The following is a 25,727-nucleotide window of genomic DNA, read 5'->3' as shown; positions in this document are numbered from 1 at the left end:
GCACCTCCTCATAAAATTATATCGAACTATTACTCTTGAATTTCTTTTACTGTCACTAAGTGTGACACGTGGTTAATCATCCCACGCATAGCAGCGTTGTCAGGTACGACAACAGTCTGGTGCATCTTACGGAGACCAAGCGTACGAGTAGTAACGCGTTGGTTCTCCGGACGACCGATCATGCTGCGTGTGAGGGTAACTGCGAGTTTCGCCATCTGTTTTCCCTCCCTTTCTTAACCGCGAAGTTCTTCGACGGTTTTACCGCGGAGTTTCGCAACTTCTTCAGCACGTTTGAGTGATGTGAGACCTTCGACAGTCGCACGAACCATGTTGATTGGAGTGCTTGATCCAAGTGATTTTGAAAGAATGTCGTTGATTCCCGCTAATTCGAGAACCGCACGAACTGGACCACCAGCGATGACTCCAGTACCTTCAGAAGCAGGCTTCAAGAAGACGTGACCTGCACCGAATACACCGTTGACTTCGTGTGGAATTGTTGTGTTAACGATTGGAACGTTAACCATGTTTTTCTTAGCATCTTCGATTGCTTTACGGATCGCTTCAGGCACTTCCTGAGCTTTACCCGTACCGAAACCTACGTGACCATTCTTGTCACCAACGACGACGAGGGCAGCAAAACGGAAGCGACGGCCACCTTTTACTACTTTCGCGACGCGGTTTACGGTAACAACGCGTTCTTCGAGTTGATCCATGTTAATTTCTAACTGGCGCATGTAGAGGTTCCCTCCTTTTCTATTAGAATTTGAGACCAGCTTCACGAGCTGCTTCAGCTACAGCTTTGATACGTCCATGATAGAGATATCCTCCACGGTCGAAAACGACTGTTTCGATACCTTTTTCAAGAGCGCGCTCAGCTGCGAGCTTACCAACTGCTGCCGCAGCGTCAGTCGTGTTGCCTTTTTCAAGGTCGAGTGATGATGCAGATGCGAGTGTTGCATGTGTTGCATCGTCAATGACTTGTACGTAAATGTTCTTGTTCGAACGGAATACGTTCATACGTGGACGTGTTGCAGTCCCGATGATTGTACGACGGACACGACCATGACGTTTTTTACGCGTAGCGTTTTTATCTGCCTTTGAGATCATTTATGCCACTCCTTTCCGGTCAATTCGCATTCGCGAATTACTTACCTGTTTTACCTTCTTTACGACGAACGACTTCATCACTGTAACGAATACCTTTACCTTTGTACGGCTCAGGTTGACGGTACGAACGGATCAATGCAGCGACGTGACCAACACGTTCTTTGCTGATTCCGCGAACGATGAGTTGCGTATTCGTAGGAACTTCGACTTCGATGCCTTGTTCCGGAGTGTACTCGATTGGGTGTGAGTAACCGAGGTTGAGTACGATTTTGTTACCTTGCTTTTGTGCACGGTAACCAACACCTTGGATATCGAGTGTCTTAGCGAAACCGTTGCTTACACCTTCGACCATGTTCGCGATAAGCGCACGAGTCGTTCCGTGGATCGTACGGCTTGCTTTCTCGTCGTTCGGACGAGTGACAGTCAATTCATTACCTTCTACGTTGATCGCCATAGCTGGGCTGAACTCGCGTGAGAGTTCCCCTTTAGGACCTTTTACCGTAACCGTGTTGTTTTCAACTGTTACTGTAACGCCTGCTGGGATGACGACTGGCTTTTTACCAATACGTGACATTTAAGACACCTCCGTTCTTTTTATGCGTGTATTACCAGATGTATGCGATCACTTCGCCGCCGACTTTTTGTTGGCGAGCTTCTTTATCAGTCATTACACCTTTAGATGTTGAAACGATAGCGATTCCGAGACCACCGAGTACTTTCGGGATTTCATCAGCTTTCGCGTAAACGCGAAGACCTGGTTTCGAGATACGTTTGAGTCCAGTGATGACGCGCTCGTTGCTTGCGCCGTATTTAAGGAATACGCGGAGCGTACCTTGTTTGCTGTCCTCGAGATATTCAACATCGCGGATGAAACCTTCACGTTTGAGGATTTCAGCGACTTCACGTTTGATTGTAGAAGCTGGCATTTCCAACTTCTCATGGCGAACCATGTTTGCATTACGAATGCGTGTAAGCATATCTGCAATCGGATCTGTCATAACCATGCGATGTACCTCCTTTCACAACTTTAATGAATTACCAGCTTGCTTTTTTAACACCAGGGATTTGACCTTTATGAGCAAGATCACGGAACTTAATACGGCTGATACCGAATTTACCAATGTAACCGTGTGGACGGCCAGTGATACTACAACGGTTGTGTAAACGAACCGCTGAAGAGTTACGTGGGAGTTTGCTCAAGCCGATGTAGTCGCCTTGTGCTTTCAATTCTGCGCGTTTTTCAGCGTAGCGCTCAACGAGTGCTTGACGTTTTACTTCACGTGCGATCATTGATTTCTTAGCCATGTTGTCGACCTCCCTTATTTTTGGAATGGCATGCCGAGTGCAGTGAGAAGCTCACGTGACTCTTCATCCGTGTTAGCAGTAGTTACGATAACGATGTCCATACCACGGACTTTCGATACGCGATCGTAGTCGATCTCTGGGAAGATCAATTGTTCCTTCACGCCTAGCGTGTAGTTACCACGGCCATCGAAAGATTTTTTCGATACGCCACGGAAGTCACGTACACGTGGAAGTGACACGTTGATCAACTTGTCGAGGAATTCGTACATGCGCTCGCCACGAAGTGTAACCTTCGCACCGATTGGCATACCTTCACGAAGTTTGAAACCAGCGATTGATTTCTTAGCTTTCGTGATGAGTGGTTTCTGACCAGTGAGGAGCTGAAGCTCTTCAACTGCCATGTCAAGTGCCTTAGAGTTCGTAACAGCGTCACCAACACCCATGTTGATTACGATTTTATCGACTTTCGGCGCTTGCATTACAGAACTGTAATTGAATTTCTCCATCATTACTTTGACGATTTCGTCTTGGTATTTAGCTTTTAAACGGTTCATCAGAAAGTGGACCTCCTTTCTTTAAATCTTCTTATTTATCTAAAGCTTCGCCCGATTTTTTAGCGATACGTACTTTCTTGCCGTCAACCACAGTGAAACCAACACGTGTTGGGTTACCTGTCTTAGGGTCGATGAGCATAACGTTCGATACGTGAATCGGTGCTTCTTTCTCGACAATTCCGCCTTGCGGGTTGAGTTGAGAAGGTTTTGAGTGTTTTTTGATCATGTTAACGCCTTCGACGATTACGCGATCTTTTTTAGGCATAGCTGTAAGGACAACGCCTTGTTTGCCTTTGTCTTTACCAGTCATAACCTGAACTTTATCACCTTTTTTGACATGCATCGTTAGAGCACCTCCTTGTAGGAATTCTTTGGAATTAAAGTACTTCCGGTGCCAACGAGACGATCTTCATGAAGTCTTTTTCACGAAGTTCGCGTGCGACTGGTCCGAAGATACGTGTGCCACGTGGGCTTTTGTCATCTTTGATGATGACTGCTGCGTTTTCGTCAAAACGGATGTACGAACCGTCTTTACGACGAACGCCACGTTTAGTACGAACGACTACTGCGCGTACAACTTCACCTTTTTTGACAACGCCACCTGGTGTTGCTTGTTTTACTGTACAAACAATAACGTCACCGATGTTAGCAGTTTTACGACCAGAACCACCGAGGACTTTGATCGTCAAGACTTCACGAGCTCCTGAGTTGTCTGCTACTTTTAAGCGAGATTCTTGTTGAATCATACGATTGTACCTCCCTCCGGATGTTTATTCACCCGAACTAATTAGAGTTTAGATGATTACTGCTTCTTCAATGACTTCTACGAGACGGAAACGTTTGTCCTTAGATAATGGACGTGTTTCTTGAATGCGTACAACATCACCGATTTTAGCTGTGTTGTTTTCATCATGCGCTTTGTACTTTTTAGAGTAGTTTACGCGTTTGCCGTAAAGCTTGTGCTTTACTTTTGTTTCAACTGTAACTACGATCGTTTTGTCCATTTTGTCAGAAACGACGCGTCCAGTTAACACTTTGCGGTTGTTAGTGCGTTCCATTGAGTGTTCCTCCTCTCAGAATCCGAGTGAATTATGCGTTGTTGATGCCGAGTTCGCGTTCACGAAGAACGGTTTTCGCGCGTGCAATCGACTTGCGCACTTCACGGATACGAGCAGGGTTCTCAAGCTGACCAGTCGCGAGTTGGAAACGAAGGTTGAACAACTCTTCTTTCCACGAACCGACTTTACCGTTAAGCTCTTCAGTTGTTTGCTGACGGAGATCAGTTGCTTTCATTCGTATCACCACCATTTTCTTCACGTTTTACGAACTTACATTTTACTGGAAGTTTGTGTGATGCAAGACGGAGAGCTTCGCGTGCGATCTCTTCCGATACTCCTGCGATTTCGAACATTACTTTACCCGGTTTGACGACTGCTACCCAGCCCTCCGGAGCACCTTTACCTGAACCCATTCGGACTTCAAGAGGTTTTTTAGTGTATGGCTTGTGTGGGAAGATCTTGATCCACACTTTACCACCACGTTTCATATAACGAGTCATCGCGATACGCGCTGATTCGATTTGACGGCTAGTGATCCAGCTAGCTTCTTGAGCTTGGATACCGAACTCGCCGAAGTGTACTGTAGTACCACGTTTCGCTTTACCACGCATGTTGCCGCGGTGAACACGACGATATTTTACACGTTTTGGTAACAACATGTTGTGTTGCCTCCTTCCCTAGACGGATGTGGATTATTCTTCGTTTGCTGCTGCTTTTTTCGTAGGAAGCACTTCACCGTGGTGGAGCCATACTTTTACGCCAATTTTGCCGTAAGTTGTATCAGCTTCTGCAGTACCGTAATCGATGTCTGCACGGAGTGTATGAAGTGGAACTGTTCCTTCCGAATACTTCTCAGAACGAGCGATATCAGCGCCACCAAGACGACCAGAAACTTCAGTCTTGATTCCTTTGATACCAGAACGCATTGAGCGTTGGATTGATTGCTTCATAGCACGACGGAACGATACGCGACCTTCAAGTTGGCGAGCGATGTTCTCAGCGACGAGCTTAGCAACTGCATCCGGGTTTTTCACTTCAACGACGTTAACGTGAACGCGTTTGCCTTTTGCAAGGTTAGTGATGTCTTTACGAAGTGTTTCGATTTCAGAACCGCCTTTACCGATAACCATACCAGGCTTAGCAGTGTGAAGTGAGATGTTCAAGCGGTTAGCTGCGCGCTCGATTTCTACTTTAGAGACACTAGCGTCTTTAAGACGTTTTTCGATATATTCACGAACTACGTAGTCTTCATGAAGGAGATCAGCATAGTCTTTATCTGCGAACCAACGTGATTCCCAGTCTTTGATGATACCTACGCGAAGACCAGTTGGGTTAATCTTCTGACCCACGGTAATCCCTCCTTATTTTTCAGATACCACGATGTGAACGTGGCTCGTACGTTTGTTGATGCGGCTTGCGCGACCCATTGCACGTGGGCGGAAACGTTTGAGCGTTGGACCTTCGTTTACGTAAGCCTCAGTGACTACGAGGTTTTCGATGTTCATGTCGAAGTTGTGCTCAGCGTTCGCGATTGCCGATTTCAATACTTTCTCAACGATTGGCGTTGCTGCCTTGTTCGTGTAAGCAAGAATCGAAAGTGCTTCGCCGATTTGCTTCCCGCGGATTAAGTCTACTACGAGACGTGCCTTACGAGGAGCAATGCGAACCATATTAGCCGATGCTTTTGATTGCATAATGAGTACCTCCCCTCAGATTAACGTTTCGTTTTCTTATCGTTTCCAGCATGTCCTTTGTAAGAACGTGTTGGAGCGAATTCACCAAGTTTGTGACCGACCATATCTTCTGTCACGTAAACCGGTACGTGTTTACGACCATCGTAGACAGCGATCGTGTGACCGATGAACTCTGGGAAGATTGTCGAGCGGCGTGACCAAGTTTTGATGACATGTTTGTCACCAGCTTCGTTGGCTTTATCAACCTTAGCGAGCAGATGGTGATCTGCGAATGGACCTTTTTTCAAGCTGCGACCCATAGTTGTACCTCCCTTTGGCATGATTCAGGAACGGTTCCTACGAACCGTCCAGAAATCATGTAATTATTTTTTAGAACGACGGACGATATATTTATCGCTCGCTTTGTTTTTCTTACGAGTTTTGTATCCGAGTGCCGGTTTACCCCAAGGAGTAAGTGGGCCCGAACGACCGATTGGAGCACGTCCTTCACCACCACCGTGTGGGTGATCGACTGGGTTCATGACAGAACCACGAACTGTAGGACGTTTTCCGAGCCAGCGTGAACGACCAGCTTTACCGATATTGACGAGCTCGTGCTCTTCATTACCGACAGCGCCGACTGTTGCACGGCAAGTAGCAAGGATCATACGAGTTTCGCCTGATTGAAGACGAACGATCGCGTATTTACCATCTTTACCGAGAAGCTGAGCAGAAGTACCAGCTGCGCGAACGAGCTGACCACCTTTACCTGGCTTAAGTTCGATGTTGTGGATCAACGTACCGACTGGGATGTTTGAAAGTGGAAGAGCGTTACCGACTTTAATGTCAGCTTCTGGTCCAGCCATGACTTGCATGTCTACTTTCAAGCCTTTCGGTGCGAGGATGTAGCGTTTTTCACCATCGATGTAGTGGATCAATGCGATGTTAGCAGAGCGGTTTGGATCGTACTCAATTGTAGCGACACGACCAGCGATGCCATCCTTGTTCCGTTTGAAGTCGATGATACGATATTTACGTTTGTGTCCGCCACCTTGGTGACGTACTGTCAAGCGACCTTGGTTGTTACGTCCGCCCTTTTTCGAAAGCTTTTCAGTTAACGATTTTTCAGGACGTGAAGCCGTAATCTCAGCAAAGTCAAGTGCAGTCATATTACGACGACCGTTAGTGGTCGGTTTAAACTTTTTAATTCCCATCGAGAGTTCCCTCCTTTTCTACAGAGTTCCGATTAACCGAGGTAATCGAGTTCTTTGCTATCTGCAGTAAGCGTAACGACCGCTTTTTTGCGGCGTGCTGTGTAACCAGCGTGACGACCTACGCGTTTTGCTTTTGGTTTTGAGATCAATGTGTTGACTTTGTCAACTTTCACTCCGAAGATCGCTTCAACTGCATCTTTGATTTGAGTCTTAGATGCCTTCACGTCTACTTCGAATGTGTACTTTTTCTCAGCCATTTGGTTTACTGAACGTTCAGTAATGACAGGACGTTTGATAATGTCGTGTGTGTGTGCCATTATGCAAGCACCTCCTCTACTCTCGCAACAGCGTCCTTCGTAATGATGACTTTGTCATGAGCGACAAGATCAAGGACGTTTACACCTGCAGCGTCAACGACTGTGACACCTGGGATGTTGCGTGTTGAAAGAACGACTGACTCGTTGTAATCAGCAGTAACGACGAGAACTTTACGTTCGATTGAAAGAGCAGCGAATACTGCGATCATGTCCTTAGTTTTAGGAGCATCGATTGTCAATCCTTCAAGAACGATGAACTCGTTGTTAGCGACTTTCGAAGAAAGTGCTGAACGAAGTGCGAGACGACGAACCTTTTTAGGAAGTTTGTAAGCGTACGAACGTGGTGTTGGACCGAAGACTGTTCCACCGCCAACCCATTGTGGCGAACGGATCGAACCTTGGCGTGCACGACCAGTACCTTTTTGTTTCCATGGTTTACGGCCGCCACCGCGAACTTCCGAGCGACCTTTTGTATCATGTGTACCTTGGCGACGTGAAGCTTGTTGCATGACGATTGCATCGTATACGACTGCTTCATTTGGCTCGATTCCGAAAACGGCATCTGCGAGCTCGATGTCTCCAACTTGTGTACCTGTTTGGTTAAGCAAAGCTACTTTAGGCATTCGTTATTCCTCCTTTCCTTGCAAACGGATTAGTTGCCTTTAACCGCAGTTTTGATGACAACTTGGCTCTTACGTGCGCCTGGGATAGCACCCTTGACGAGGAGTAAGCCGCGTTCTGCATCAACTTTTACGATTTCAAGGTTTTGAACAGTGATTTGCTCTCCACCCATGCGTCCAGGGAGCAATTTCCCTTTGAATACACGGTTAGGAGCAACAGGACCCATTGAACCTGGGCGACGGTGGTAACGCGAACCGTGAGCCATTGGACCACGTGATTGGTTGTGACGCTTGATTGCACCAGCGAAACCTTTACCTTTCGACGTACCTGTTACATCAACCATTTCGCCTGCAGCGAAAGTATCTGCTTTAATCTCTTGACCGATTTCGAAATCTGCTACTGATGTACGGATTTCTTTAATGAAGCGCTTAGGTGTCGCGTTTGCTTTCGCAGCGTGACCTTTTTGCGGTTTGTTTTGACGACCTTCTTTGATATCACCAAAGCCGAGTTGAACTGCTTCGTAACCGTCAACTTCCGTTGTTTTCAATTGAAGAACAACGTTACCTTCGACTGAAACGACAGTAACAGGGACGACTTCGCCTGACTCGTTGAAGATTTGTGTCATACCGAGTTTAGTTCCTAAGATTCCTTTAGCCATGAGATACACCTCCTAATATTGAATGATTTTGATCTTCTGGCTAGTATCAACTATCTATAGAAGAAAAATTAAAGTTTGATTTCGATGTCAACGCCCGATGGAAGTTCGAGACGCATAAGCGCATCAACAGTTTTCGGTGTTGGGTTAACGATGTCGATCAAACGTTTGTGTGTACGCATTTCGAACTGCTCACGAGCATCTTTGTACTTGTGAACGGCACGAAGTACTGTGTAGACCGCTTTCTCCGTTGGGAGTGGGATCGGACCAGATACAGTAGCACCTGAACGTTTTGCTGTGTCGACAATCTTCTCAGCCGATTGATCAAGCACGCGGTGATCGTATGCTTTCAAACGGATCCGAATTTTTTCATTTGCCATGTTATTTCCCTCCTTTTCGCCTATTTCGTAAATAGACATTCTCCGCGGAAATTTCCACACTAGCCATGGCAATGCCGCCTGGTGTGTCATAACCTCCCGCTTCATCGCGTTGTGTTTGTGACCAACATATTCTATCATACTGAATCACCAGCAAGAATGCAAGCACTAATAAAATAGAATATGTATTCAAGTCTCTCACCACTCGCACAAACACTTTCCTCAGTATATAAGATGTCAGACCATGTTGCAAGACTGTTTTCAAAGAAATGAAAAAAGGTCTTCCGCCACGGGAGACGGAAGACCTTTGTCTTAAAAATTACTCAACGATTTCTGTAACTGATCCAGCGCCTACTGTACGGCCACCTTCACGGATTGAGAAACGAGTTTCTTTTTCAAGAGCGATTGGTGCGATGAGTTCAACAGTCATTTCGATGTTGTCCCCAGGCATAACCATTTCAGTACCTTCTGGAAGTTGAACCATACCAGTTACGTCAGTTGTACGGAAGTAGAACTGCGGGCGGTAGTTCGCGAAGAATGGCGTGTGACGGCCACCCTCTTCTTTAGAAAGAACGTAAACTTGCGCTTTGAACTTTTTGTGTGGTGTGATTGTGTTTGGTTTCGCGAGAACTTGTCCACGCTCGATGTCGTCACGTGATACACCACGGAGAAGAGCACCGATGTTGTCGCCAGCTTCAGCATAGTCAAGAAGCTTACGGAACATCTCTACACCAGTACATACTGATTTTTTAGTTTCTTCGTGAAGACCAACGATTTCGATCTCGTCGTTGACTTTAAGAACTCCACGCTCAACGCGGCCAGTAGCAACTGTACCACGACCAGTGATTGAGAAGACATCCTCAACTGGCATCATGAAGTCTTTTTCAGTGTCACGAGTTGGTTCTGGGATGTACTCATCGACAGCTGACATGAGTTCAAGAATTTTTTCTTCCCATTTAGCTTCGCCGTTAAGCGCGCCAAGAGCAGAACCTTGGATAACTGGGAGGTCATCACCTGGGAAGTCGTACTCAGAAAGAAGCTCACGGATTTCCATTTCGACGAGCTCAAGAAGCTCTTCGTCGTCAACCATGTCAACTTTGTTCATGAATACTACGATGAAAGGAACACCTACTTGACGTGAAAGCAAGATGTGCTCACGTGTTTGTGGCATTGGACCATCTGTTGCAGAAACAACGAGGATCGCGCCGTCCATTTGTGCAGCACCAGTGATCATGTTTTTAACATAGTCAGCGTGACCTGGGCAGTCAACGTGTGCATAGTGGCGTTTTTCTGTTTCGTACTCGATGTGAGCTGTTGCGATTGTGATACCGCGCTCGCGCTCTTCTGGAGCACCATCGATTTGGTCAAACTTAGTTGCAGCTTTACCTTGTGCTTTTGCAAGTACAGCTGAGATAGCTGCTGTTAAAGTTGTTTTACCGTGGTCGACGTGGCCGATTGTACCAACGTTAACGTGCGGTTTAGAACGGTCGAATTTTTCCTTACCCATTCTGAATTCCTCCTCTATGTGTCTAATAATTTTTTATAACTAGGAAGGTGAGTCGTAAGATAACGTACACCTTCCTTAGCTTACACTAATCATAAAAGCGTGACAACCTGTGAAGGATTAGCCGTTTGCTTTTTTGATGATTTCTTCCGCAACTGATTTCGGTACTTCTTCGTAGTGATCGAAGTGCATCGAGTACGTTCCGCGACCTTGTGTGCGTGAACGAAGACCAGTAGCGTATCCGAACATTTCAGAAAGTGGAATCATTGAACGGACAACTTGAGCGTTACCGCGTGCTTCCATACCTTCTACGCGACCACGGCGTGATGTAACATCACCCATGATGTCTCCCATGTATTCGTCTGGGATGACGATTTCAACTTTCATCATTGGCTCAAGGATAACAGCGCCGCTCTTATCTTTAAGTTGTTTGACTGCCATTGAAGCCGCAACTTTAAATGCCATCTCGTTTGAGTCGACATCGTGGTACGATCCGAAGACGAGTGAAGCTTTTACGTCAACGACCGGGTAACCAGCAAGGATACCGTTTTGAAGTGCTTCTTCGATTCCGTGCTCAACCGCTGGGATGTATTCACGTGGAACAACACCACCGACGATTTTGTTGTTGAACTCGAAGCCAGCGCCTTCTTCGTTCGGCTCGAATTCTACGACGACGTGACCATACTGACCACGACCACCAGATTGACGAGCGAACTTCGAATCGATCTTCGCCGCTTGGCGGATCGTTTCACGGTAAGCTACTTGTGGAGCACCAACGTTTGCTTCGACTTTGAACTCGCGACGCATACGGTCAACGATGATGTCGAGGTGAAGCTCACCCATACCTGAGATGATCGTTTGACCAGTCTCTGGGTTTGTTTCAGTGCGGAACGTTGGATCCTCTTCAGCAAGCTTAGCGAGGGCTTGACCCATTTTATCTTGGTCAGCTTTCGTTTTTGGTTCGATAGCGACCGAGATAACTGGTTCTGGGAATGTCATTGATTCGAGAACGACGTTGTCTTTCTCTGCACAAAGCGTATCTCCAGTAGTTGTATCTTTCAAACCTACAGCTGCAGCGATGTCACCCGCGTATACCATCGGGATCTCTTCACGGCTGTTTGCGTGCATTTGAAGGATACGTCCAAGACGCTCACGTTTGCCTTTTGTTGAGTTTTTAACGTACGATCCTGCCGAAGCTGTACCAGAGTACACACGGAAGAATGTAAGTTTACCGACGTAAGGGTCAGTCATGACTTTGAACGCGAGTGCAGAGAATGGTGCTTCGTCCGAAGACTCACGCACGATTTCTTCATCCGTATCCATGTCGATACCTGAGATCGCTTTTACGTCGATTGGTGATGGGAGGTAATCGAGAACTGCGTCAAGCATAAGCTGAACACCTTTGTTCTTGAATGCCGAACCTACGAGTACAGGATAGAAGTCAACTGTCAGAGTTGCTTTACGGATAGCCGCTTTCAACTCGTCGATTGTGATTTCTTCACCCTCGAGGTATTTCATCATCAATTCTTCTTCGTAATCCGCAACTGCTTCGATCAATGATCCACGGAGTTCTTCAGCTTGATCAGCGAGATCAGCTGGGAAACCGTCAGTCACTTCGATGTCAGTTCCGAGATCGTTGCCGTACATGTATGTTTTCTGTTCGACGAGGTCGATGATTCCTTTGAATTCATCTTCCGCACCGATTGGAATTTGGATCGCGTGTGCGTTCGCTTGGAGGCGTTCGCGAAGCGTTCCAACCGAGTACAAGAAGTCTGCACCGATTTTATCCATTTTGTTAACGAAAACGATACGTGGTACGCCGTAAGTTGTAGCTTGGCGCCATACTGTCTCAGTTTGTGGCTCAACACCAGACTGAGCGTCAAGTACTGCTACCGCACCATCAAGTACGCGAAGTGAACGTTCAACCTCAACTGTGAAGTCTACGTGTCCAGGTGTATCGATGATGTTTACGCGGTTACCTTTCCATTGAGCAGTTGTTGCTGCCGATGTAATCGTGATCCCACGCTCTTGCTCTTGCTCCATCCAGTCCATTTGTGAAGCACCTTCGTGCGTTTCACCAATCTTGTGGATACGACCCGTGTAATACAGGATACGCTCAGTCGTTGTTGTTTTACCAGCATCGATGTGAGCCATGATCCCGATGTTACGAGTGTTCTTAAGGGAGAATTCTCTTGCCATCTTTAAACATTCTCCTTTCGCATTTTAGTTTAGTGGTCGTGTGTTGCCACACGTCATGACTATACCCGAAAGCCACCTCATAATTCCATTAAAAATGGCATGCATGAGGTGGTGATTTTCGGAATTACCAGCGGTAGTGAGCAAACGCTTTGTTCGCTTCCGCCATTTTGTGCATATCTTCGCGCTTCTTAACAGAAGCACCAGTGTTGTTTGCAGCGTCCATGATTTCGTTAGCAAGGCGCGCATCCATAGTTTTTTCGTTACGGAGACGTGAGTAGTTCACGAGGTAACGAAGTGCGAGTGTCGTACGACGCTCTGGGCGAACTTCGACAGGAACTTGATAGTTAGCTCCACCTACACGGCGTGCTTTAACTTCAAGAACTGGCATGATGTTGTTCATCGCTTCTTCAAAGACTTCCATTGCATCGCGACCTGAACGTTCAGCGATAGTTTCGAAAGCTTTGTATAAGATTTGTTGAGCAGTACCTTTTTTACCATCTAACATAAGACGGTTGATAAGGCGGGTAACGAGTTTAGAGTTGTAGATCGGATCAGCCATTACATCACGACGTTCTGCTTGACCTTTACGTGGCATTCCGAGTCCCTCCTTTCATATAGTGAGGTGATATCTTAAGATATCTAGATTATTTTTTAACTTTAGGACGTTTAGTACCGTATTTCGAACGACCTTGCATACGGCCGTCAACACCAGCTGTATCAAGCGCACCACGAACGATGTGGTAACGTACCCCTGGTAAGTCTTTTACGCGGCCGCCGCGGATAAGAACAACACTGTGCTCTTGAAGGTTGTGGCCGATACCTGGGATGTAAGCTGTTACTTCCATTGTGTTCGTCAAACGTACACGTGCGTATTTACGAAGAGCCGAGTTCGGTTTCTTCGGAGTCATTGTACCTACACGAGTACAAACACCACGTTTTTGTGGTGAGCTGATGTCAGTACGAGCTTTAATGAAGCTGTTGTACCCTTTGTTCAGCGCTGGCGAATCTGATTTCACAACTTTTGATTGACGTCCTTTACGGACTAATTGGTTGATAGTAGGCATCTTTGAGATCCTCCCTTCCTGAATTCATGACAAATTTCAAAACCACCGAGCCGGGTGGTTCATCGAAAGTCATAATGAAACGTTTTGCGTGGCTCAGGCATTCCATCGCCACACAAAACGCATTATCAAACTTTCTTAATGGCAACAGCGGTTGCTGCGACATCGATTCCACAAGCTTTTCCAAGCTCTTGCTTAGAAGGAACATTCACGACTGGAACGTTAGCTTGTTTCGCCGCATCGAGCAATGCTTGTTTTACGTGTTCATCTGCGTCATCCGCAATGATCACTTCCGACGCCTTGCCAGATCGCAATGCTTTGAGCGTTTGCTTTTGACCGACAAACTTCAAATCTGCGCCGACTACTTTTTTGTAAGACATGAAGATATCCTCCAAAATAACACAGCCGGTTGGCAACACTATATCATAGTAGCACCGCCATACCGGCGTGTCAAGGCGTTTTATTCTACCGGAGAATCGGCTTCTACAGGTGCTTCGCCAGCTACTTCGAGATCGATCTGACGGTAACGTGCCATCCCAGTACCAGCTGGAACCAACTTACCGATGATGACGTTCTCTTTCAAGCCGCGAAGGTAGTCGCTCTTCCCTTTAATCGCTGCATCCGTAAGGACACGAGTCGTTTCTTGGAACGACGCAGCCGATAGGAATGAATCTGTTTCAAGTGACGCTTTCGTGATACCGAGAAGAACTGGTTTCGCCGAAGCGAGAGCTTTCCCGTTACGGAGCGCTTCTTTACAAGCTTCCTTGAACGTGCTGATATCGACGAGCGAACCTGGTAAGAGTGAAGTCTCACCAGACTCGATGACACGTACGCGACGGATCATTTGGCGAACCATGACCTCGACGTGTTTGTCACCGATCTCAACCCCTTGCATCCGGTATACTTTTTGAACTTCTTGGAGCAAGTAGTTCTGAACGCCGGATACACCTTTAACGTTCAAGAGTTCTTTCGGATCAATCGAACCTTCCGTGAAGACTTGACCGGCTTTGACCTCGTCCCCGAGCTGAACACGTAGACGCGAACCGAATGGGATCGTGTATGTGCGTGTTTCGCTGAGTCCTTGGACCGTCAATTCACGTTTGTCACGCGATTCCGTGAAGTCGATGACTTGACCATCGATTTCCGAGATGACCGCTTGACCTTTCGGGTTACGCGCTTCGAACAACTCTTGGATACGCGGAAGACCTTGTGTGATATCATCCCCGGCAACCCCACCTGTGTGGAAGGTACGCATCGTAAGCTGCGTTCCTGGCTCACCGATTGATTGTGCCGCGATGATACCGACAGCTTCGCCGACTTCGACGTCGTTGCCTGTTGCCAAGTTGCGTCCGTAACATTTCTTACAGACACCATGGCTTGTGTTACATGTGAAGGCAGTGCGGATCTCAACGTTATCGACACCTGCGTCCGTGATTGCACGAGCGATGTCTTCATCGATGAGTTCGTTCGTTGAAACGAGGACTTCTCCTGTTTCTGGGTGAACGACGTTTTCGAATGCAGTACGGCCGACGAGGCGGTCGTAGAGGCTTTCGATCTCTTCCGTTCCTTCACGGAGTGCTGTGACGCGGATACCACGATCCGTTCCACAATCATCTTCACGGATGATGACGTCTTGAGCGACGTCAACGAGACGACGAGTCAGGTAACCTGAGTCAGCCGTTTTCAAGGCTGTATCGGCAAGACCTTTACGCGCACCGTGTGTTGAGATGAAGTATTCCTGTACCGTTAGACCCTCACGGAACGATGATTTGATCGGGAGCTCGATGATCCGTCCACTTGGAGCGGCCATGAGTCCACGCATACCAGCGAGCTGCGTGAAGTTCGACGCGTTACCACGGGCACCGGAGTCACTCATCATGAAGATCGGGTTGAGACGGTTGAGGGATTTCATCAGACGAGACTGAATTTCATCCTTCGCATCATTCCACGATTTAACGACGCGCTCATAGCGCTCGTCTTCTGTGATGAGACCACGACGGTACGATTTCATGACGCGGTCGACATTGTCCTGCGCTTCAACAAGAATTTCTTGTTTATCAGGAAGAACGATGATGTCCGCGATCCCTACCGTGATACCGGCACGAGTCGAGTGTTTGAATCCGAGGTTTTTCATGCGGTCGAGCATGCGGCTTGTTTCTGTTGTCTCAAACCGTTTGAAGACTTCCGCGATGACATTTCCAAGGAATCCTTTTTTGAACGGGTCGATGATCGGACGGTTCTTCAGTTCTGCCGCGACATCTGTTCCTTTTTCAAGGAAGTACTTGTCTGGCGTCGCTTCTTGAAGGTTCGTCATCGTTGGTTCGTTCAAGTAAGGGAACGTCGTTGGGAGGATCTCGTTGAAGATCAACTTACCGACTGTTGTAATCAATAATTTCTCGTTTTGCTCTTCCGTGAATGTCGGGTTTTTCAGAACGCCGGCTGGAATCGCAACACGTGTATGGAAGTGCGCATAACCATTTTGGTAAGCGATGAGCGCTTCGTTCACTGTCGAGAAGATTTTACCTTCGCCGATCGCGTTTTCGCGTTCGAGCGTGAGGTAGTAGTTACCGAGGACCATATCCTGCGATGGTGTAACGACAGGTTTACCGTCTTTCGGGTTCAAGATGTTTTGTGCAGCGAGCATGAGAAGACGTGCTTCTGCTTGTGCTTCTGCCGAAAGTGGTACGTGAACCGCCATTTGGTCACCATCGAAATCGGCGTTGTACGCCGTACATACGAGTGGGTGAAGGCGAATCGCGCGTCCTTCGACGAGCGTTGGTTCGAATGCCTGGATACCGAGACGGTGAAGTGTCGGTGCACGGTTCAAGAGAACCGGATGCTCACGGATGACTTCTTCGAGGACATCCCAGATTTCAGGTTGAACGCGCTCGATTTTCCGTTTCGCACTCTTAATGTTCGGTGCGATGCCACGAGAGACGAGTTCTTTCATGACGAACGGTTTGAAGAGCTCAAGGGCCATTTCTTTTGGAAGACCACATTGATACATCTTCAGGTTTGGACCAACGACGATAACCGAACGACCAGAGTAGTCGACACGTTTACCGAGCAAGTTTTGACGGAAACGTCCTTGTTTCCCTTTCAACATGTGTGAAAGTGATTTAAGTGGACGGTTACCTGGTCCAGTGACTGGACGACCACGACGACCGTTATCGATCAAAGCATCGACTGCTTCTTGAAGCATCCGTTTTTCATTCTGAACGATGATGTTCGGAGCGCCAAGGTCAAGAAGACGCTTGAGACGGTTGTTACGGTTGATGACGCGGCGGTACAAGTCGTTCAAGTCAGACGTTGCGAAACGTCCGCCATCGAGTTGAACCATCGGACGAAGTTCCGGTGGGATGACTGGAAGTACTTCAAGCACCATCCATTCTGGATTGTTGCCTGAGTTACGGAACGCATCGAGGACTTCAAGGCGTTTGATCGCACGCGTACGACGTTGTCCTTGAATCATACGAAGCTCTTCACGTAATGCAGCGACTTCTTTATCGAGTTCCACGTCACGGAGCAATTTACGAACTGCTTCCGCACCCATTTCAGCAGTGAACGAACGACCGAACTTCTCACGATATGCACGGTATTCTTTCTCTGAAAGGAGTTGTTTCTTCTCAAGTGTCGATTCGCCTGGATCTGTGACGACGTACGACGCGAAGTAGATGATCTCTTCTAACGCACGCGGTGACATGTCGAGGACGAGTCCCATACGACTAGGAATTCCTTTGAAGTACCAGATGTGCGAAACCGGTGCTGCGAGCTCGATGTGACCCATGCGCTCACGACGGACTTTCGACTTCGTGACTTCAACGCCACAGCGGTCACAAATGATTCCTTTATAGCGGATCCGTTTGTATTTACCACAGTAACATTCCCAGTCTTTTGTTGGACCAAAGATACGTTCACAGAACAAACCGTCTTTCTCCGGTTTGAGTGTACGATAGTTGATCGTCTCCGGCTTTTTCACTTCCCCGAAAGACCATGAACGGATCTTTTCGGGGGAAGCGAGGCCGATTTGCATATATTCAAATCTATTAACATCTACCAAGGGGTGGACCTCCCTTTCGCTTATTCCTCTTCAGTAACAACTGGTGCGACAGGCGCTTGAACTTCTTCGAGTGCTGGAGTCGCGTTCGGGATATTGTCCTCGTCTTCGTCGCGCATTTCGATTTCTTCATCATCAGCAGACATCATCTTGACGTCCATACCGAGGGATTGAAGCTCTTTAATGAGGACTCGGAACGATTCCGGTACGCCCGGTTGTGGTACATTCTCACCTTTGACGATTGCTTCGTACGCTTTAACACGACCGATCGTGTCATCCGACTTGATTGTAAGGATCTCTTGGAGCGTGTAGGCTGCGCCGTATGCTTCAAGTGCCCATACTTCCATCTCACCGAAACGCTGACCACCGAACTGGGCTTTACCACCGAGCGGTTGTTGTGTGACGAGTGAGTATGGTCCTGTCGAACGTGCGTGAAGTTTATCATCGACCATGTGAGCAAGTTTAATCATATACATGACACCGACAGAGATGCGGTTATCGAACGCTTCACCCGAACGACCATCATAAAGGACAGTCTTCGCGTCGCGATCCATACCTGCTTCTTCAATCGTTGCCCAAACATCTTCCTCGCGCGCACCATCGAATACCGGTGATGCGACTTTGATGCCGAGTTGACGTGCTGCCATCCCGAGGTGAAGCTCGAGCAACTGCCCGATGTTCATCCGTGATGGAACCCCAAGTGGGTTCAACATGATGTCAATTGGCGTACCGTCTGGCATGTACGGCATGTCTTCTTCTGGAAGGATACGCGAGATAACACCTTTGTTACCGTGACGACCCGCCATTTTGTCACCCTCGTGAATCTTACGCTTCTGAACGATGTAAGCACGGATCAACTGGTTGACACCAGGTGAGAGCTCGTCCCCATTATCGCGGTCGAAGATTTTGACGTCGAGGATGATTCCATCACCACCGTGTGGTACACGGAGAGATGTATCACGGACTTCACGTGCTTTTTCACCGAAGATTGCATGAAGAAGACGTTCTTCCGCTGTCAATTCCGTTACACCCTTCGGCGTAACTTTACCGACGAGGATATCGCCGTCCTTGACTTCCGCACCGACGCGGATGATTCCGCGATCGTCGAGGTTTTTCAAGGCATCATCACCGACGTTCGGAATATCACGTGTGATTTCTTCCGGTCCGAGTTTCGTATCACGCGACTCACATTCGTATTCTTCGATGTGGATCGATGTGTAGACGTCGTCTTTGACAAGACGCTCACTCATGATGACAGCATCCTCATAGTTGTAACCATCCCATGTCATGAAACCGACGAGTACGTTGCGACCAAGCGCAAGTTCCCCACCGTCCATCGATGGACCATCTGCAAGGATCTCGCCTTTATCGACTGGGTCGCCCGCTTTGATGATTGGTTTTTGGTTATAACACGTTCCTTGGTTAGAACGGATGAATTTTTGAATCTTGTAACGGTCGAGTTCCCCTTCAACGATGTTGCCATCGACTTCCGTCGTACGACGGACAAGGATTTCACGCGCCGTAACACGCTCAGCGATCCCTGCGTGCTTCGCAACGACAGCGGCTCCTGAGTCTTTCGCAGACACGTACTCCATACCTGTACCGACAATCGGAGATTCCGGGTTCAGAAGTGGGACGGCCTGACGTTGCATGTTTGCTCCCATGAGGGCACGGTTCGAGTCATCGTTCTCAAGGAACGGGATACAAGCCGTTGCGGCAGATACAACCTGCTTCGGTGAAACGTCCATGTAATCGACACGTGCTGGTTCGACAGACAAGTTTTGTCCACGGAAACGTGAAAGAACGTGTGAATCTTGGAACGTCTTCTCTTCCGTCAACAACATGTTTGCCTGAGCGACGACGTAGAGATCCTCTTCGTCAGCAGTCATGTAGTGGATTTCATCCGTGACGACGCCCGTTTCCGGATCGACACGACGATATGGCGCTTCGATGAAGCCGTACTCATTGACCTTCGCGTACGAAGACAACGAGTTGATCAAACCAATGTTTGGTCCCTCTGGCGTTTCGATCGGACACATACGGGAATAGTGCGAGTAGTGTACGTCACGAACTTCGAAACCAGCGCGCTCACGTGTCAAACCACCAGGTCCGAGTGCTGAAAGACGACGTTTGTGCGTCAATTCCGCAAGCGGGTTCGTTTGGTCCATGAACTGAGACAACTGCGAGCTACCGAAGAACTCTTTAATCGATGCGATAACCGGACGAATGTTGATCAATGCCTGTGGCGTGATCGCATTCTGGTCCTGAATCGACATCCGTTCCTTAACGACACGTTCCATCCGTGAGAGACCGATCCGGAATTGGTTCTGGAGCAGCTCACCAACTGAACGGAGACGACGGTTACCGAGGTGGTCGATATCGTCTGTCGTACCGACTTCATGCAACAAGTTGAAGAAGTAGTTGATAGAAGCAATCATGTCAGCAGGCGTGATGTGCTTGATGTCACGATCGATGTTACCGTTACCGATGATATTGATGATGCGTTCACCTTCAGCATCGTCCGGTGCGAACACCTTGATTGACTGTAAGTTGAAAGCCTCACCCTGCGTTACGCCGCCTGTTGGCGTCGCTTCGATGTAACCAACGGATCCTTCGAGGAATGGAAGGACTTTATCGAGCATACGACGATCAAGGACCGTTCCTGCTTCCGCGATGACTTCACCTGTCTCAGGATCAACAAGCGTTTCCGCAAGTTTTTGACCGAAGAGACGGTTCTTAAGATGAAGCTTTTTATTGATTTTATAACGACCAACGTTTGCCAAATCATAACGTTTCGGGTCAAAGAAGCGCGATACGAGCAACGCTTTTGCGTTTTCGACTGTCGGCGGCTCTCCCGGACGTAGACGCTCATAAATCTCAATGAGGGCTTTTTCCGTTGATTCCGTATTATCTTTTTCAAGTGAATTCCGGAGGTACTCATCATCACCGAGAAGATCGATGATTTCCTGATCCGTACCGAAACCAAGAGCACGTAAAAGAACCGTTACTGGAATCTTACGCGTGCGATCAATGCGAACATAAACGATGTCTTTCGCGTCTGTCTCGAGCTCGAGCCATGCACCACGGTTTGGGATGACTGTCGCGGAGAATCCACGCTTACCGTTCTTATCTAACTTATTGTTGTAATAAACACTTGGCGAACGAACAAGCTGCGAAACGATTACGCGCTCCGCTCCATTGATGATGAATGTTCCCGACTCCGTCATAAGCGGGAAGTCACCCATGAAGACTTCTTGTTCTTTCAATTCACCCGTCTCTTTATTTTGAAGACGGACTTTAACGCGTAGTGGTGCCGAATAGGTCACGTCGCGCTCTTTCGATTCATCGATCGAATACTTCGGCTCTCCGAGCGAGTAGTCGATGAATTCTAATACGAGATTCCCTGTGAAATCGGAAATCGGCGAAATGTCATGAAACATCTCACGAAGACCTTCCCGCAGGAACCACTCATACGAATTCGTTTGAATCTCGATTAAGTTTGGAAGTTCCAATACTTCGCTGATACGTGCATAGCTTCTTCTCTGACGGTGACGACCGTACTGAACAAGTTGACCAGTCAACTGATTCACCTCTCAGACCCACTTCTTCTTATAGAGAAGGACGGGTGTAATATCGAACATTGAAGCCATTTTTTGATTGATAAGCGCAAAAAAGCGACGTCTTGTCTACTCAATCATCTGTAGTCGAGAACGCCAGCTGCTTTCAAACATCTTATCCAAAAATCACTCCAATGGCATTTTATAATACTATCATAGACACAACATGCGGTCAACGACAAATCCTTCGATTTGTCAAGACCGAATTGATTTAAATATCGAGTACCCTTTATCGCGGGTAACTGTCTCACACATACCGAATACGTCTTCCATCAATTTCTTCGCTGATGGTCCACCTTGTTTCTTTTGAATGACGACCCAAAGCTCGCCGCCGACGACAAGGTGATCATACGCTTCCCGGAGAATACGATGAACGACCGTTTTTCCCGCCCGAATCGGTGGATTCGTCACGATCGCTGCGAATGTCGATTCGCCTACCCCATCATACCCGTCACTCACACCGGTCGTCACGGAAACACCGTTCGCGCGCGCATTGTCTGCCGCTAGTTCGAGCGCCCGTTCATTGACATCTATCAAGTGCGCCGGACGACCCGTCGACTTCGAAAGCGCGATGCCCATCGGTCCGTATCCGCAACCGACATCCAAAATGTCTCCCGCTACAGCCGGTTCCGTGAATGCCTCGATCAACAGACGGGAACCAAAATCGATTCCGTTCTTCGAAAAGACACCATGGTCCGATGTAAAGCGGAGCGTCTGACCACGCAGGACATATTCCCACGTCTTCGGATCTCGTTTCGATGAAGGGTCATTCGTATAATAATGATCCGCCATGTTTCCTTCCCCTCTCATGTAAAAGATGAAAACAAAAGAAGCTCGCAATGCGAGCTTCTCTTGTTTCTACGGAAGAAGAAAATTACTTAACTTCTACAGTAGCGCCAGCTTCTTCAAGCTTAGCTTTCATTGCTTCAGCGTCTTCTTTCGAAACGCCTTCTTTAACTGGTGCTGGAGTTCCGTCTACGAGAGCTTTCGCTTCTTTAAGACCGAGACCAGTCAATTCGCGAACTGCTTTGATGACGTTGATTTTACCAGATCCAGCGTTAGTAAGGATAACGTCGAATTCAGTTTGCTCTTCAGCTGCTGCGCCTGCGCCAGCACCTGCAACTGCTACTGGAGCTGCTGCTGATACGCCGAATTCTTCTTCGATTGTTTTTACGAGTTCGTTAAGTTCAAGAACAGTCATGCCCTTGAGGTCTTCGATAAATTGCTCTTTGTTGAAAGCCATTATGGTTTTCCTCCTTTGATTTAGCCCACGTTGGGGTGTGAAAATTGTGTTGGTTGCCTATCCCGCTAAGCAGAAATTAAGCAGATTGTTCTTCTTTTTGCTCTGCGATTGCGTTCGTTGCCACCGCGAGTCCACGGATTGGCGCTTGAAGCACGCTGAGGAGCATCGAAAGGAGACCTTCGCGTGATGGAAGTTCCGCAAGGGCTTTGACATCTTCTACTGAAGTGACTTTGCCTTCGATGATACCACCTTTAAGTTCGAGAGCCTTGTGCGTTTTAGCGAAGTCGTTCAAGATCTTAGCTGGCGCGATAACATCTTCATTGCTGAAGGCGATCGCACTAGGACCTGTGAAGACTTCATCAAGACCTTCGAGGTTGCTTTGAACTGCCGCGCGGCGGAGGAGACCGTTTTTGTAAACTTTGAATTCAACGCCCGCTTCGCGGAGTTGTTTACGAAGTTCAGTGACTTCTTCTACTGTGAGACCACGGTAGTCGACGACAACTGTTCCTGCGCTCGCTTGGAGTTTCTCAGCGATCTCAGATACGAGATCCGCTTTGACAGCGATAACTTTTTCGTTTGCCATTTCTGTTGCACCTCCTGGTAGATGAAATGTACCGGTGCGAGGGGCTGCTCGATTTCAAATAAAAAGCCTCCGTCTGCAGAGCAGAGGAGGCGTAATCGTCAAAAAGGATACCTGAACAAACAGGCTCTCTGAGCAAGAACACCTCGGAAGGATTTATGCCCATGTGAGCACCTTCTGTCTACGGTATGTCGAAATATATCAACGTTTTATACTGTAACAGCGTTCTTAGAACGTTGTCAAGTTCGTTTTAGACGAAATTATTTCGCGAAGTCAGCTGAAGATACTTTTACACCAGGACCCATTGTAGAAGCGATCGCGATGTTCTTAAGGTATACACCTTTAGCAGTAGCAGGCTTAACTTTTACGAGAGTTTCGATAACTGTGTTGATGTTATCAACGAGTTTCTCGTTATCGAATGATTTTTTACCGACAGGAACGTGGATGTTACCTGATTTGTCGACACGGTACTCAACTTTACCAGCTTTGATATCGTTGATTGCTTTTGTGACGTCAAATGTAACTGTACCTGTTTTCGGGTTTGGCATGAGGCCTTTTGGTCCGAGAACGCGACCAAGTTTACCAACTTCACCCATCATGTCTGGTGTCGCGACGATAACGTCGAAGTCGAACCATCCTTGTTGGATTTTGTTGATGTACTCAGCATCACCAGCGTAATCTGCTCCAGCAGCTTCCGCTTCTTTTAATTTCTCACCTTTCGCGAAGACGAGAACTTTTTGTGTTTTACCAGTACCGTGTGGCAATACGACTGCTCCACGGATTTGTTGGTCTGCTTTCTTCGGATCTACTCCGAGACGAACAGCCAATTCGATAGTCTCATCGAATTTCGCAGTTGCAGATTTTTTAGTCAAATCTACAGCTTCTGCGAGTTCGTATGAAACCGTACGATCGATAAGCTTAGCAGCTTCTTTGTACTTCTTACCCATTTTAGGTTCCTCCTTTGTGGTTGTGCGGAAAATCCTCCCACATAATGAAAGGGTAGCAGGCTTCAAGAAACTATCCGCCTGCGACCCTCATCGTTGTTCATGGTAATCAAAAAGACATTAGTCTTCGATTACGATACCCATAGAACGTGCAGTACCTTCAACCATCAACATTGCTGTTTCAACAGATGATGCGTTAAGGTCTGGCATTTTTGTTTCAGCGATTTCACGAACTTTGTCACGTTTGACAGTCGCTACTTTCTTACGGTTCGGTTCACCTGAACCACTCTCAATTCCAGCTGCTTTCTTCAAGAGAACTGCTGCTGGAGGAGTTTTAGTGATGAATGTGAATGAACGATCTTCAAAAACCGTGATGACTACAGGGATAATCAAGCCGGCTTGGTCTTGTGTACGAGCGTTGAACTCTTTACAGAAGCCCATGATGTTCACACCTGCTTGACCGAGTGCCGGTCCAACTGGTGGAGCTGGGTTTGCTTTGCCCGCAGGAATTTGAAGTTTTACGAGTTTCATAACCTTCTTCGCCACGAGACACACCTCCTTAATTCTTTAATGTGGTTTAATTGGACGTTGCGCGTCCTCCCACTCATTCTATTCGACGAGTTATTTATCGAAATAAGCACAACATCAAACACGAAAAATTGTATCATTAAAACAAAACATTCGCAATAGGAAACTTAATCGATTTTATCGACCTGTGCGAAATCAAGCTCGACCTTCGTTTCGCGACCGAACATATCAACAGAGACTTTCATTTTCTCAGCATCTGTATCAAGCTCCTCGATCGTACCTTCGAGATTTTCGAAAGCTCCTTCTTTGATTCGGACGATTTGTCCGAGTGAGAAGTCGTAACGGCTCTTCAGATCGACGAGACCCATTGATCCAAGGATGTTTTCTGCTTCTTCCGGAAGGAGCGGTGTCGGTTTTGAACCGCCGCCGACTGATCCGAGGAAGCCCGTGACGTTCGGAGTATTCCGGACGACATACCAAGAATCATCCGTCATGACCATCTCGACGAGGACATACCCCGGGAAGATCTTGACTTCACGTTCCTTGATTTTCGTTTCTCCCTTTTTGTTCGTTACTTCTTCTTGTACCGTTTCAATCGGAACGAGTACACGGAAGATTTTTTCGTCCATGTTCATGGATTCAATCCGACGTTCAAGGTTCGCCTTGACGTTGTTTTCGAATCCGGAATACGTTTGGACGACAAACCATTGTTTCTCCATGGTAGGCCACCTCTTCTTTTTACTTAATCAACCAGCTCATCAATGCGCTAAGCCCTGAATCGACGCCGAAGATGAAGACACCCATGAAGATCACCATACCGATGACCGTCAATGTGTATTTCGTCAGCTCTTTCCGTTTTGGCCAGCTCGTCTTTTTCAATTCATTCCATACGTCACGCAAAAATTTCATCGTACTTTCCCTCCAGGATGTAATAAATCGGGACAGATGAAGCCTTATTTCGCTTCTTTATGAATCGTATGCGCGTTACAACGACGGCAGAATTTCTTCAATTCCAAGCGGACAGTGACGTCCTCTTTTTTCATCGTCGTATAGTCGCGGGCACCGCAATTATCACAAGCAAGGCCTACTTTCTTCGCCATCTCAAAGTCCTCC

Annotated in this window: 35 protein-coding genes and 1 other annotated feature; all 35 genes read right to left on the bottom strand. The window is 47.5% G+C overall.

The window, feature by feature from the left end:
* Positions 1-29: 29 nt before the first annotated feature.
* The 35 genes from rpmD to rpmG all read right to left on the bottom strand — a co-directional run bounded on the left by rpmD (position 30) and on the right by rpmG (position 25,714).
* On the bottom strand, positions 30-215 hold the full coding sequence (gene rpmD, locus KNQ03_RS16225; protein ID WP_023466640.1) for a 50S ribosomal protein L30: 186 nt from the start codon (positions 213-215) through the stop codon (positions 30-32).
* An 18-nt stretch (positions 216-233) separates the two neighbouring features.
* A complete protein-coding gene (rpsE, locus tag KNQ03_RS16220) occupies positions 234-734 on the bottom strand; it encodes a 30S ribosomal protein S5 (RefSeq protein WP_023466639.1) in 501 nt (166 codons plus the stop codon).
* 22 nt (positions 735-756) lie between these two features.
* On the bottom strand, positions 757-1,107 hold the full coding sequence (rplR, locus tag KNQ03_RS16215) for a 50S ribosomal protein L18 (protein ID WP_023466638.1): 351 nt from the start codon (positions 1,105-1,107) through the stop codon (positions 757-759).
* 37 nt (positions 1,108-1,144) lie between these two features.
* Positions 1,145-1,681, bottom strand: coding sequence for a 50S ribosomal protein L6 (gene rplF, locus KNQ03_RS16210; RefSeq protein ID WP_023466637.1), 537 nt, complete (start codon positions 1,679-1,681; stop codon positions 1,145-1,147).
* Between the two features lie 31 nt (positions 1,682-1,712).
* On the bottom strand, positions 1,713-2,111 hold the full coding sequence (rpsH, locus tag KNQ03_RS16205; protein ID WP_012369023.1) for a 30S ribosomal protein S8: 399 nt from the start codon (positions 2,109-2,111) through the stop codon (positions 1,713-1,715).
* A gap of 31 nt (positions 2,112-2,142) precedes the next feature.
* On the bottom strand, positions 2,143-2,412 hold the full coding sequence (gene rpsN / locus KNQ03_RS16200; RefSeq protein ID WP_023466636.1) for a 30S ribosomal protein S14: 270 nt from the start codon (positions 2,410-2,412) through the stop codon (positions 2,143-2,145).
* Between the two features lie 14 nt (positions 2,413-2,426).
* Positions 2,427-2,966, bottom strand: coding sequence for a 50S ribosomal protein L5 (rplE, locus tag KNQ03_RS16195; protein ID WP_023466635.1), 540 nt, complete (start codon positions 2,964-2,966; stop codon positions 2,427-2,429).
* 31 nt (positions 2,967-2,997) lie between these two features.
* Entirely contained in the window at positions 2,998-3,309 is a 312-nt protein-coding gene (rplX, locus tag KNQ03_RS16190; protein WP_012369020.1) for a 50S ribosomal protein L24, read from the bottom strand.
* Positions 3,310-3,343: 34 nt separating this feature from the next.
* Positions 3,344-3,712 (bottom strand): 50S ribosomal protein L14, encoded by a 369-nt coding sequence (gene rplN / locus KNQ03_RS16185; protein WP_012369019.1) that lies wholly within the window; start codon positions 3,710-3,712, stop codon positions 3,344-3,346.
* Positions 3,713-3,760: 48 nt separating this feature from the next.
* Positions 3,761-4,024 carry a 30S ribosomal protein S17 gene (gene rpsQ, locus KNQ03_RS16180; protein ID WP_023466634.1) on the bottom strand — a complete coding sequence of 88 codons (264 nt, stop codon included), beginning with the start codon at positions 4,022-4,024 and terminating at the stop codon, positions 3,761-3,763.
* A gap of 31 nt (positions 4,025-4,055) precedes the next feature.
* Positions 4,056-4,259, bottom strand: coding sequence for a 50S ribosomal protein L29 (rpmC, locus tag KNQ03_RS16175; RefSeq protein ID WP_012369017.1), 204 nt, complete (start codon positions 4,257-4,259; stop codon positions 4,056-4,058).
* The gene (rplP, locus tag KNQ03_RS16170) at positions 4,246-4,683 is read right to left on the bottom strand and encodes a 50S ribosomal protein L16 (RefSeq protein WP_012369016.1); all 438 of its coding nucleotides are present in this window, start codon (positions 4,681-4,683) and stop codon (positions 4,246-4,248) included. Before rplP ends, rpmC begins: the two co-directional genes overlap by 14 nt.
* A 33-nt stretch (positions 4,684-4,716) precedes the next feature.
* On the bottom strand, positions 4,717-5,373 hold the full coding sequence (gene rpsC, locus KNQ03_RS16165; RefSeq protein WP_023466633.1) for a 30S ribosomal protein S3: 657 nt from the start codon (positions 5,371-5,373) through the stop codon (positions 4,717-4,719).
* 12 nt (positions 5,374-5,385) lie between these two features.
* Positions 5,386-5,718, bottom strand: coding sequence for a 50S ribosomal protein L22 (gene rplV, locus KNQ03_RS16160; RefSeq protein WP_012369014.1), 333 nt, complete (start codon positions 5,716-5,718; stop codon positions 5,386-5,388).
* 20 nt (positions 5,719-5,738) lie between these two features.
* Entirely contained in the window at positions 5,739-6,017 is a 279-nt protein-coding gene (gene rpsS, locus KNQ03_RS16155) for a 30S ribosomal protein S19 (protein WP_012369013.1), read from the bottom strand.
* Positions 6,018-6,080: 63 nt separating this feature from the next.
* Positions 6,081-6,911 (bottom strand): 50S ribosomal protein L2, encoded by an 831-nt coding sequence (rplB, locus tag KNQ03_RS16150; protein WP_023466632.1) that lies wholly within the window; start codon positions 6,909-6,911, stop codon positions 6,081-6,083.
* A gap of 32 nt (positions 6,912-6,943) precedes the next feature.
* Positions 6,944-7,228, bottom strand: coding sequence for a 50S ribosomal protein L23 (gene rplW, locus KNQ03_RS16145; protein WP_023466631.1), 285 nt, complete (start codon positions 7,226-7,228; stop codon positions 6,944-6,946).
* On the bottom strand, positions 7,228-7,851 hold the full coding sequence (gene rplD, locus KNQ03_RS16140; RefSeq protein WP_023466630.1) for a 50S ribosomal protein L4: 624 nt from the start codon (positions 7,849-7,851) through the stop codon (positions 7,228-7,230). Before rplD ends, rplW begins: the two co-directional genes overlap by 1 nt.
* Before the next feature lie 29 nt (positions 7,852-7,880).
* On the bottom strand, positions 7,881-8,507 hold the full coding sequence (gene rplC / locus KNQ03_RS16135; protein ID WP_023466629.1) for a 50S ribosomal protein L3: 627 nt from the start codon (positions 8,505-8,507) through the stop codon (positions 7,881-7,883).
* Positions 8,508-8,575: 68 nt separating this feature from the next.
* The gene (gene rpsJ / locus KNQ03_RS16130; protein ID WP_029343090.1) at positions 8,576-8,884 is read right to left on the bottom strand and encodes a 30S ribosomal protein S10; all 309 of its coding nucleotides are present in this window, start codon (positions 8,882-8,884) and stop codon (positions 8,576-8,578) included.
* Positions 8,885-9,200: 316 nt separating this feature from the next.
* A complete protein-coding gene (gene tuf / locus KNQ03_RS16125) occupies positions 9,201-10,388 on the bottom strand; it encodes an elongation factor Tu (protein WP_058266098.1) in 1,188 nt (395 codons plus the stop codon).
* Between the two features lie 117 nt (positions 10,389-10,505).
* The gene (gene fusA / locus KNQ03_RS16120) at positions 10,506-12,584 is read right to left on the bottom strand and encodes an elongation factor G (protein WP_050677142.1); all 2,079 of its coding nucleotides are present in this window, start codon (positions 12,582-12,584) and stop codon (positions 10,506-10,508) included.
* Between the two features lie 124 nt (positions 12,585-12,708).
* A complete protein-coding gene (gene rpsG / locus KNQ03_RS16115; protein ID WP_023466623.1) occupies positions 12,709-13,179 on the bottom strand; it encodes a 30S ribosomal protein S7 in 471 nt (156 codons plus the stop codon).
* 49 nt (positions 13,180-13,228) lie between these two features.
* On the bottom strand, positions 13,229-13,648 hold the full coding sequence (gene rpsL, locus KNQ03_RS16110) for a 30S ribosomal protein S12 (RefSeq protein WP_023466621.1): 420 nt from the start codon (positions 13,646-13,648) through the stop codon (positions 13,229-13,231).
* 125 nt (positions 13,649-13,773) lie between these two features.
* Positions 13,774-14,025, bottom strand: coding sequence for a ribosomal L7Ae/L30e/S12e/Gadd45 family protein (locus tag KNQ03_RS16105; RefSeq protein ID WP_023466620.1), 252 nt, complete (start codon positions 14,023-14,025; stop codon positions 13,774-13,776).
* 80 nt (positions 14,026-14,105) lie between these two features.
* Positions 14,106-17,705 (bottom strand): DNA-directed RNA polymerase subunit beta', encoded by a 3,600-nt coding sequence (gene rpoC, locus KNQ03_RS16100; RefSeq protein ID WP_050677143.1) that lies wholly within the window; start codon positions 17,703-17,705, stop codon positions 14,106-14,108.
* Positions 17,706-17,725: 20 nt separating this feature from the next.
* Positions 17,726-21,283: a DNA-directed RNA polymerase subunit beta gene (rpoB, locus tag KNQ03_RS16095; protein ID WP_047390625.1), complete on the bottom strand. Its 3,558-nt coding sequence runs from the start codon at positions 21,281-21,283 to the stop codon at positions 17,726-17,728.
* 231 nt (positions 21,284-21,514) lie between these two features.
* Entirely contained in the window at positions 21,515-22,111 is a 597-nt protein-coding gene (locus KNQ03_RS16090; protein ID WP_023466614.1) for a class I SAM-dependent methyltransferase, read from the bottom strand.
* 82 nt (positions 22,112-22,193) lie between these two features.
* Positions 22,194-22,562 (bottom strand): 50S ribosomal protein L7/L12, encoded by a 369-nt coding sequence (rplL, locus tag KNQ03_RS16085; protein WP_023466613.1) that lies wholly within the window; start codon positions 22,560-22,562, stop codon positions 22,194-22,196.
* A 76-nt stretch (positions 22,563-22,638) separates the two neighbouring features.
* Entirely contained in the window at positions 22,639-23,145 is a 507-nt protein-coding gene (gene rplJ, locus KNQ03_RS16080) for a 50S ribosomal protein L10 (RefSeq protein WP_023466611.1), read from the bottom strand.
* A 50-nt stretch (positions 23,146-23,195) separates the two neighbouring features.
* Positions 23,196-23,347: a sequence feature (ribosomal protein L10 leader region), on the bottom strand.
* A 55-nt stretch (positions 23,348-23,402) separates the two neighbouring features.
* Entirely contained in the window at positions 23,403-24,089 is a 687-nt protein-coding gene (gene rplA, locus KNQ03_RS16075; RefSeq protein WP_064300983.1) for a 50S ribosomal protein L1, read from the bottom strand.
* Positions 24,090-24,206: 117 nt separating this feature from the next.
* A complete protein-coding gene (gene rplK / locus KNQ03_RS16070) occupies positions 24,207-24,632 on the bottom strand; it encodes a 50S ribosomal protein L11 (RefSeq protein ID WP_023466609.1) in 426 nt (141 codons plus the stop codon).
* Positions 24,633-24,781: 149 nt separating this feature from the next.
* A complete protein-coding gene (nusG, locus tag KNQ03_RS16065; protein WP_023466607.1) occupies positions 24,782-25,333 on the bottom strand; it encodes a transcription termination/antitermination protein NusG in 552 nt (183 codons plus the stop codon).
* A gap of 19 nt (positions 25,334-25,352) precedes the next feature.
* Positions 25,353-25,523: a preprotein translocase subunit SecE gene (gene secE, locus KNQ03_RS16060; RefSeq protein ID WP_023466605.1), complete on the bottom strand. Its 171-nt coding sequence runs from the start codon at positions 25,521-25,523 to the stop codon at positions 25,353-25,355.
* Between the two features lie 44 nt (positions 25,524-25,567).
* Entirely contained in the window at positions 25,568-25,714 is a 147-nt protein-coding gene (rpmG, locus tag KNQ03_RS16055) for a 50S ribosomal protein L33 (RefSeq protein WP_023466603.1), read from the bottom strand.
* Between the last annotated feature and the right edge of the window lie 13 nt (positions 25,715-25,727).

The sequence above is a fragment of the Exiguobacterium sp. s143 genome (assembly GCF_018618895.1).
Classification (GTDB): domain Bacteria; phylum Bacillota; class Bacilli; order Exiguobacteriales; family Exiguobacteriaceae; genus Exiguobacterium_A; species Exiguobacterium_A abrahamii.
Note: the sequence above shows the minus strand (reverse complement) of the source record. Positions and strands in the feature narration are given on the sequence as shown.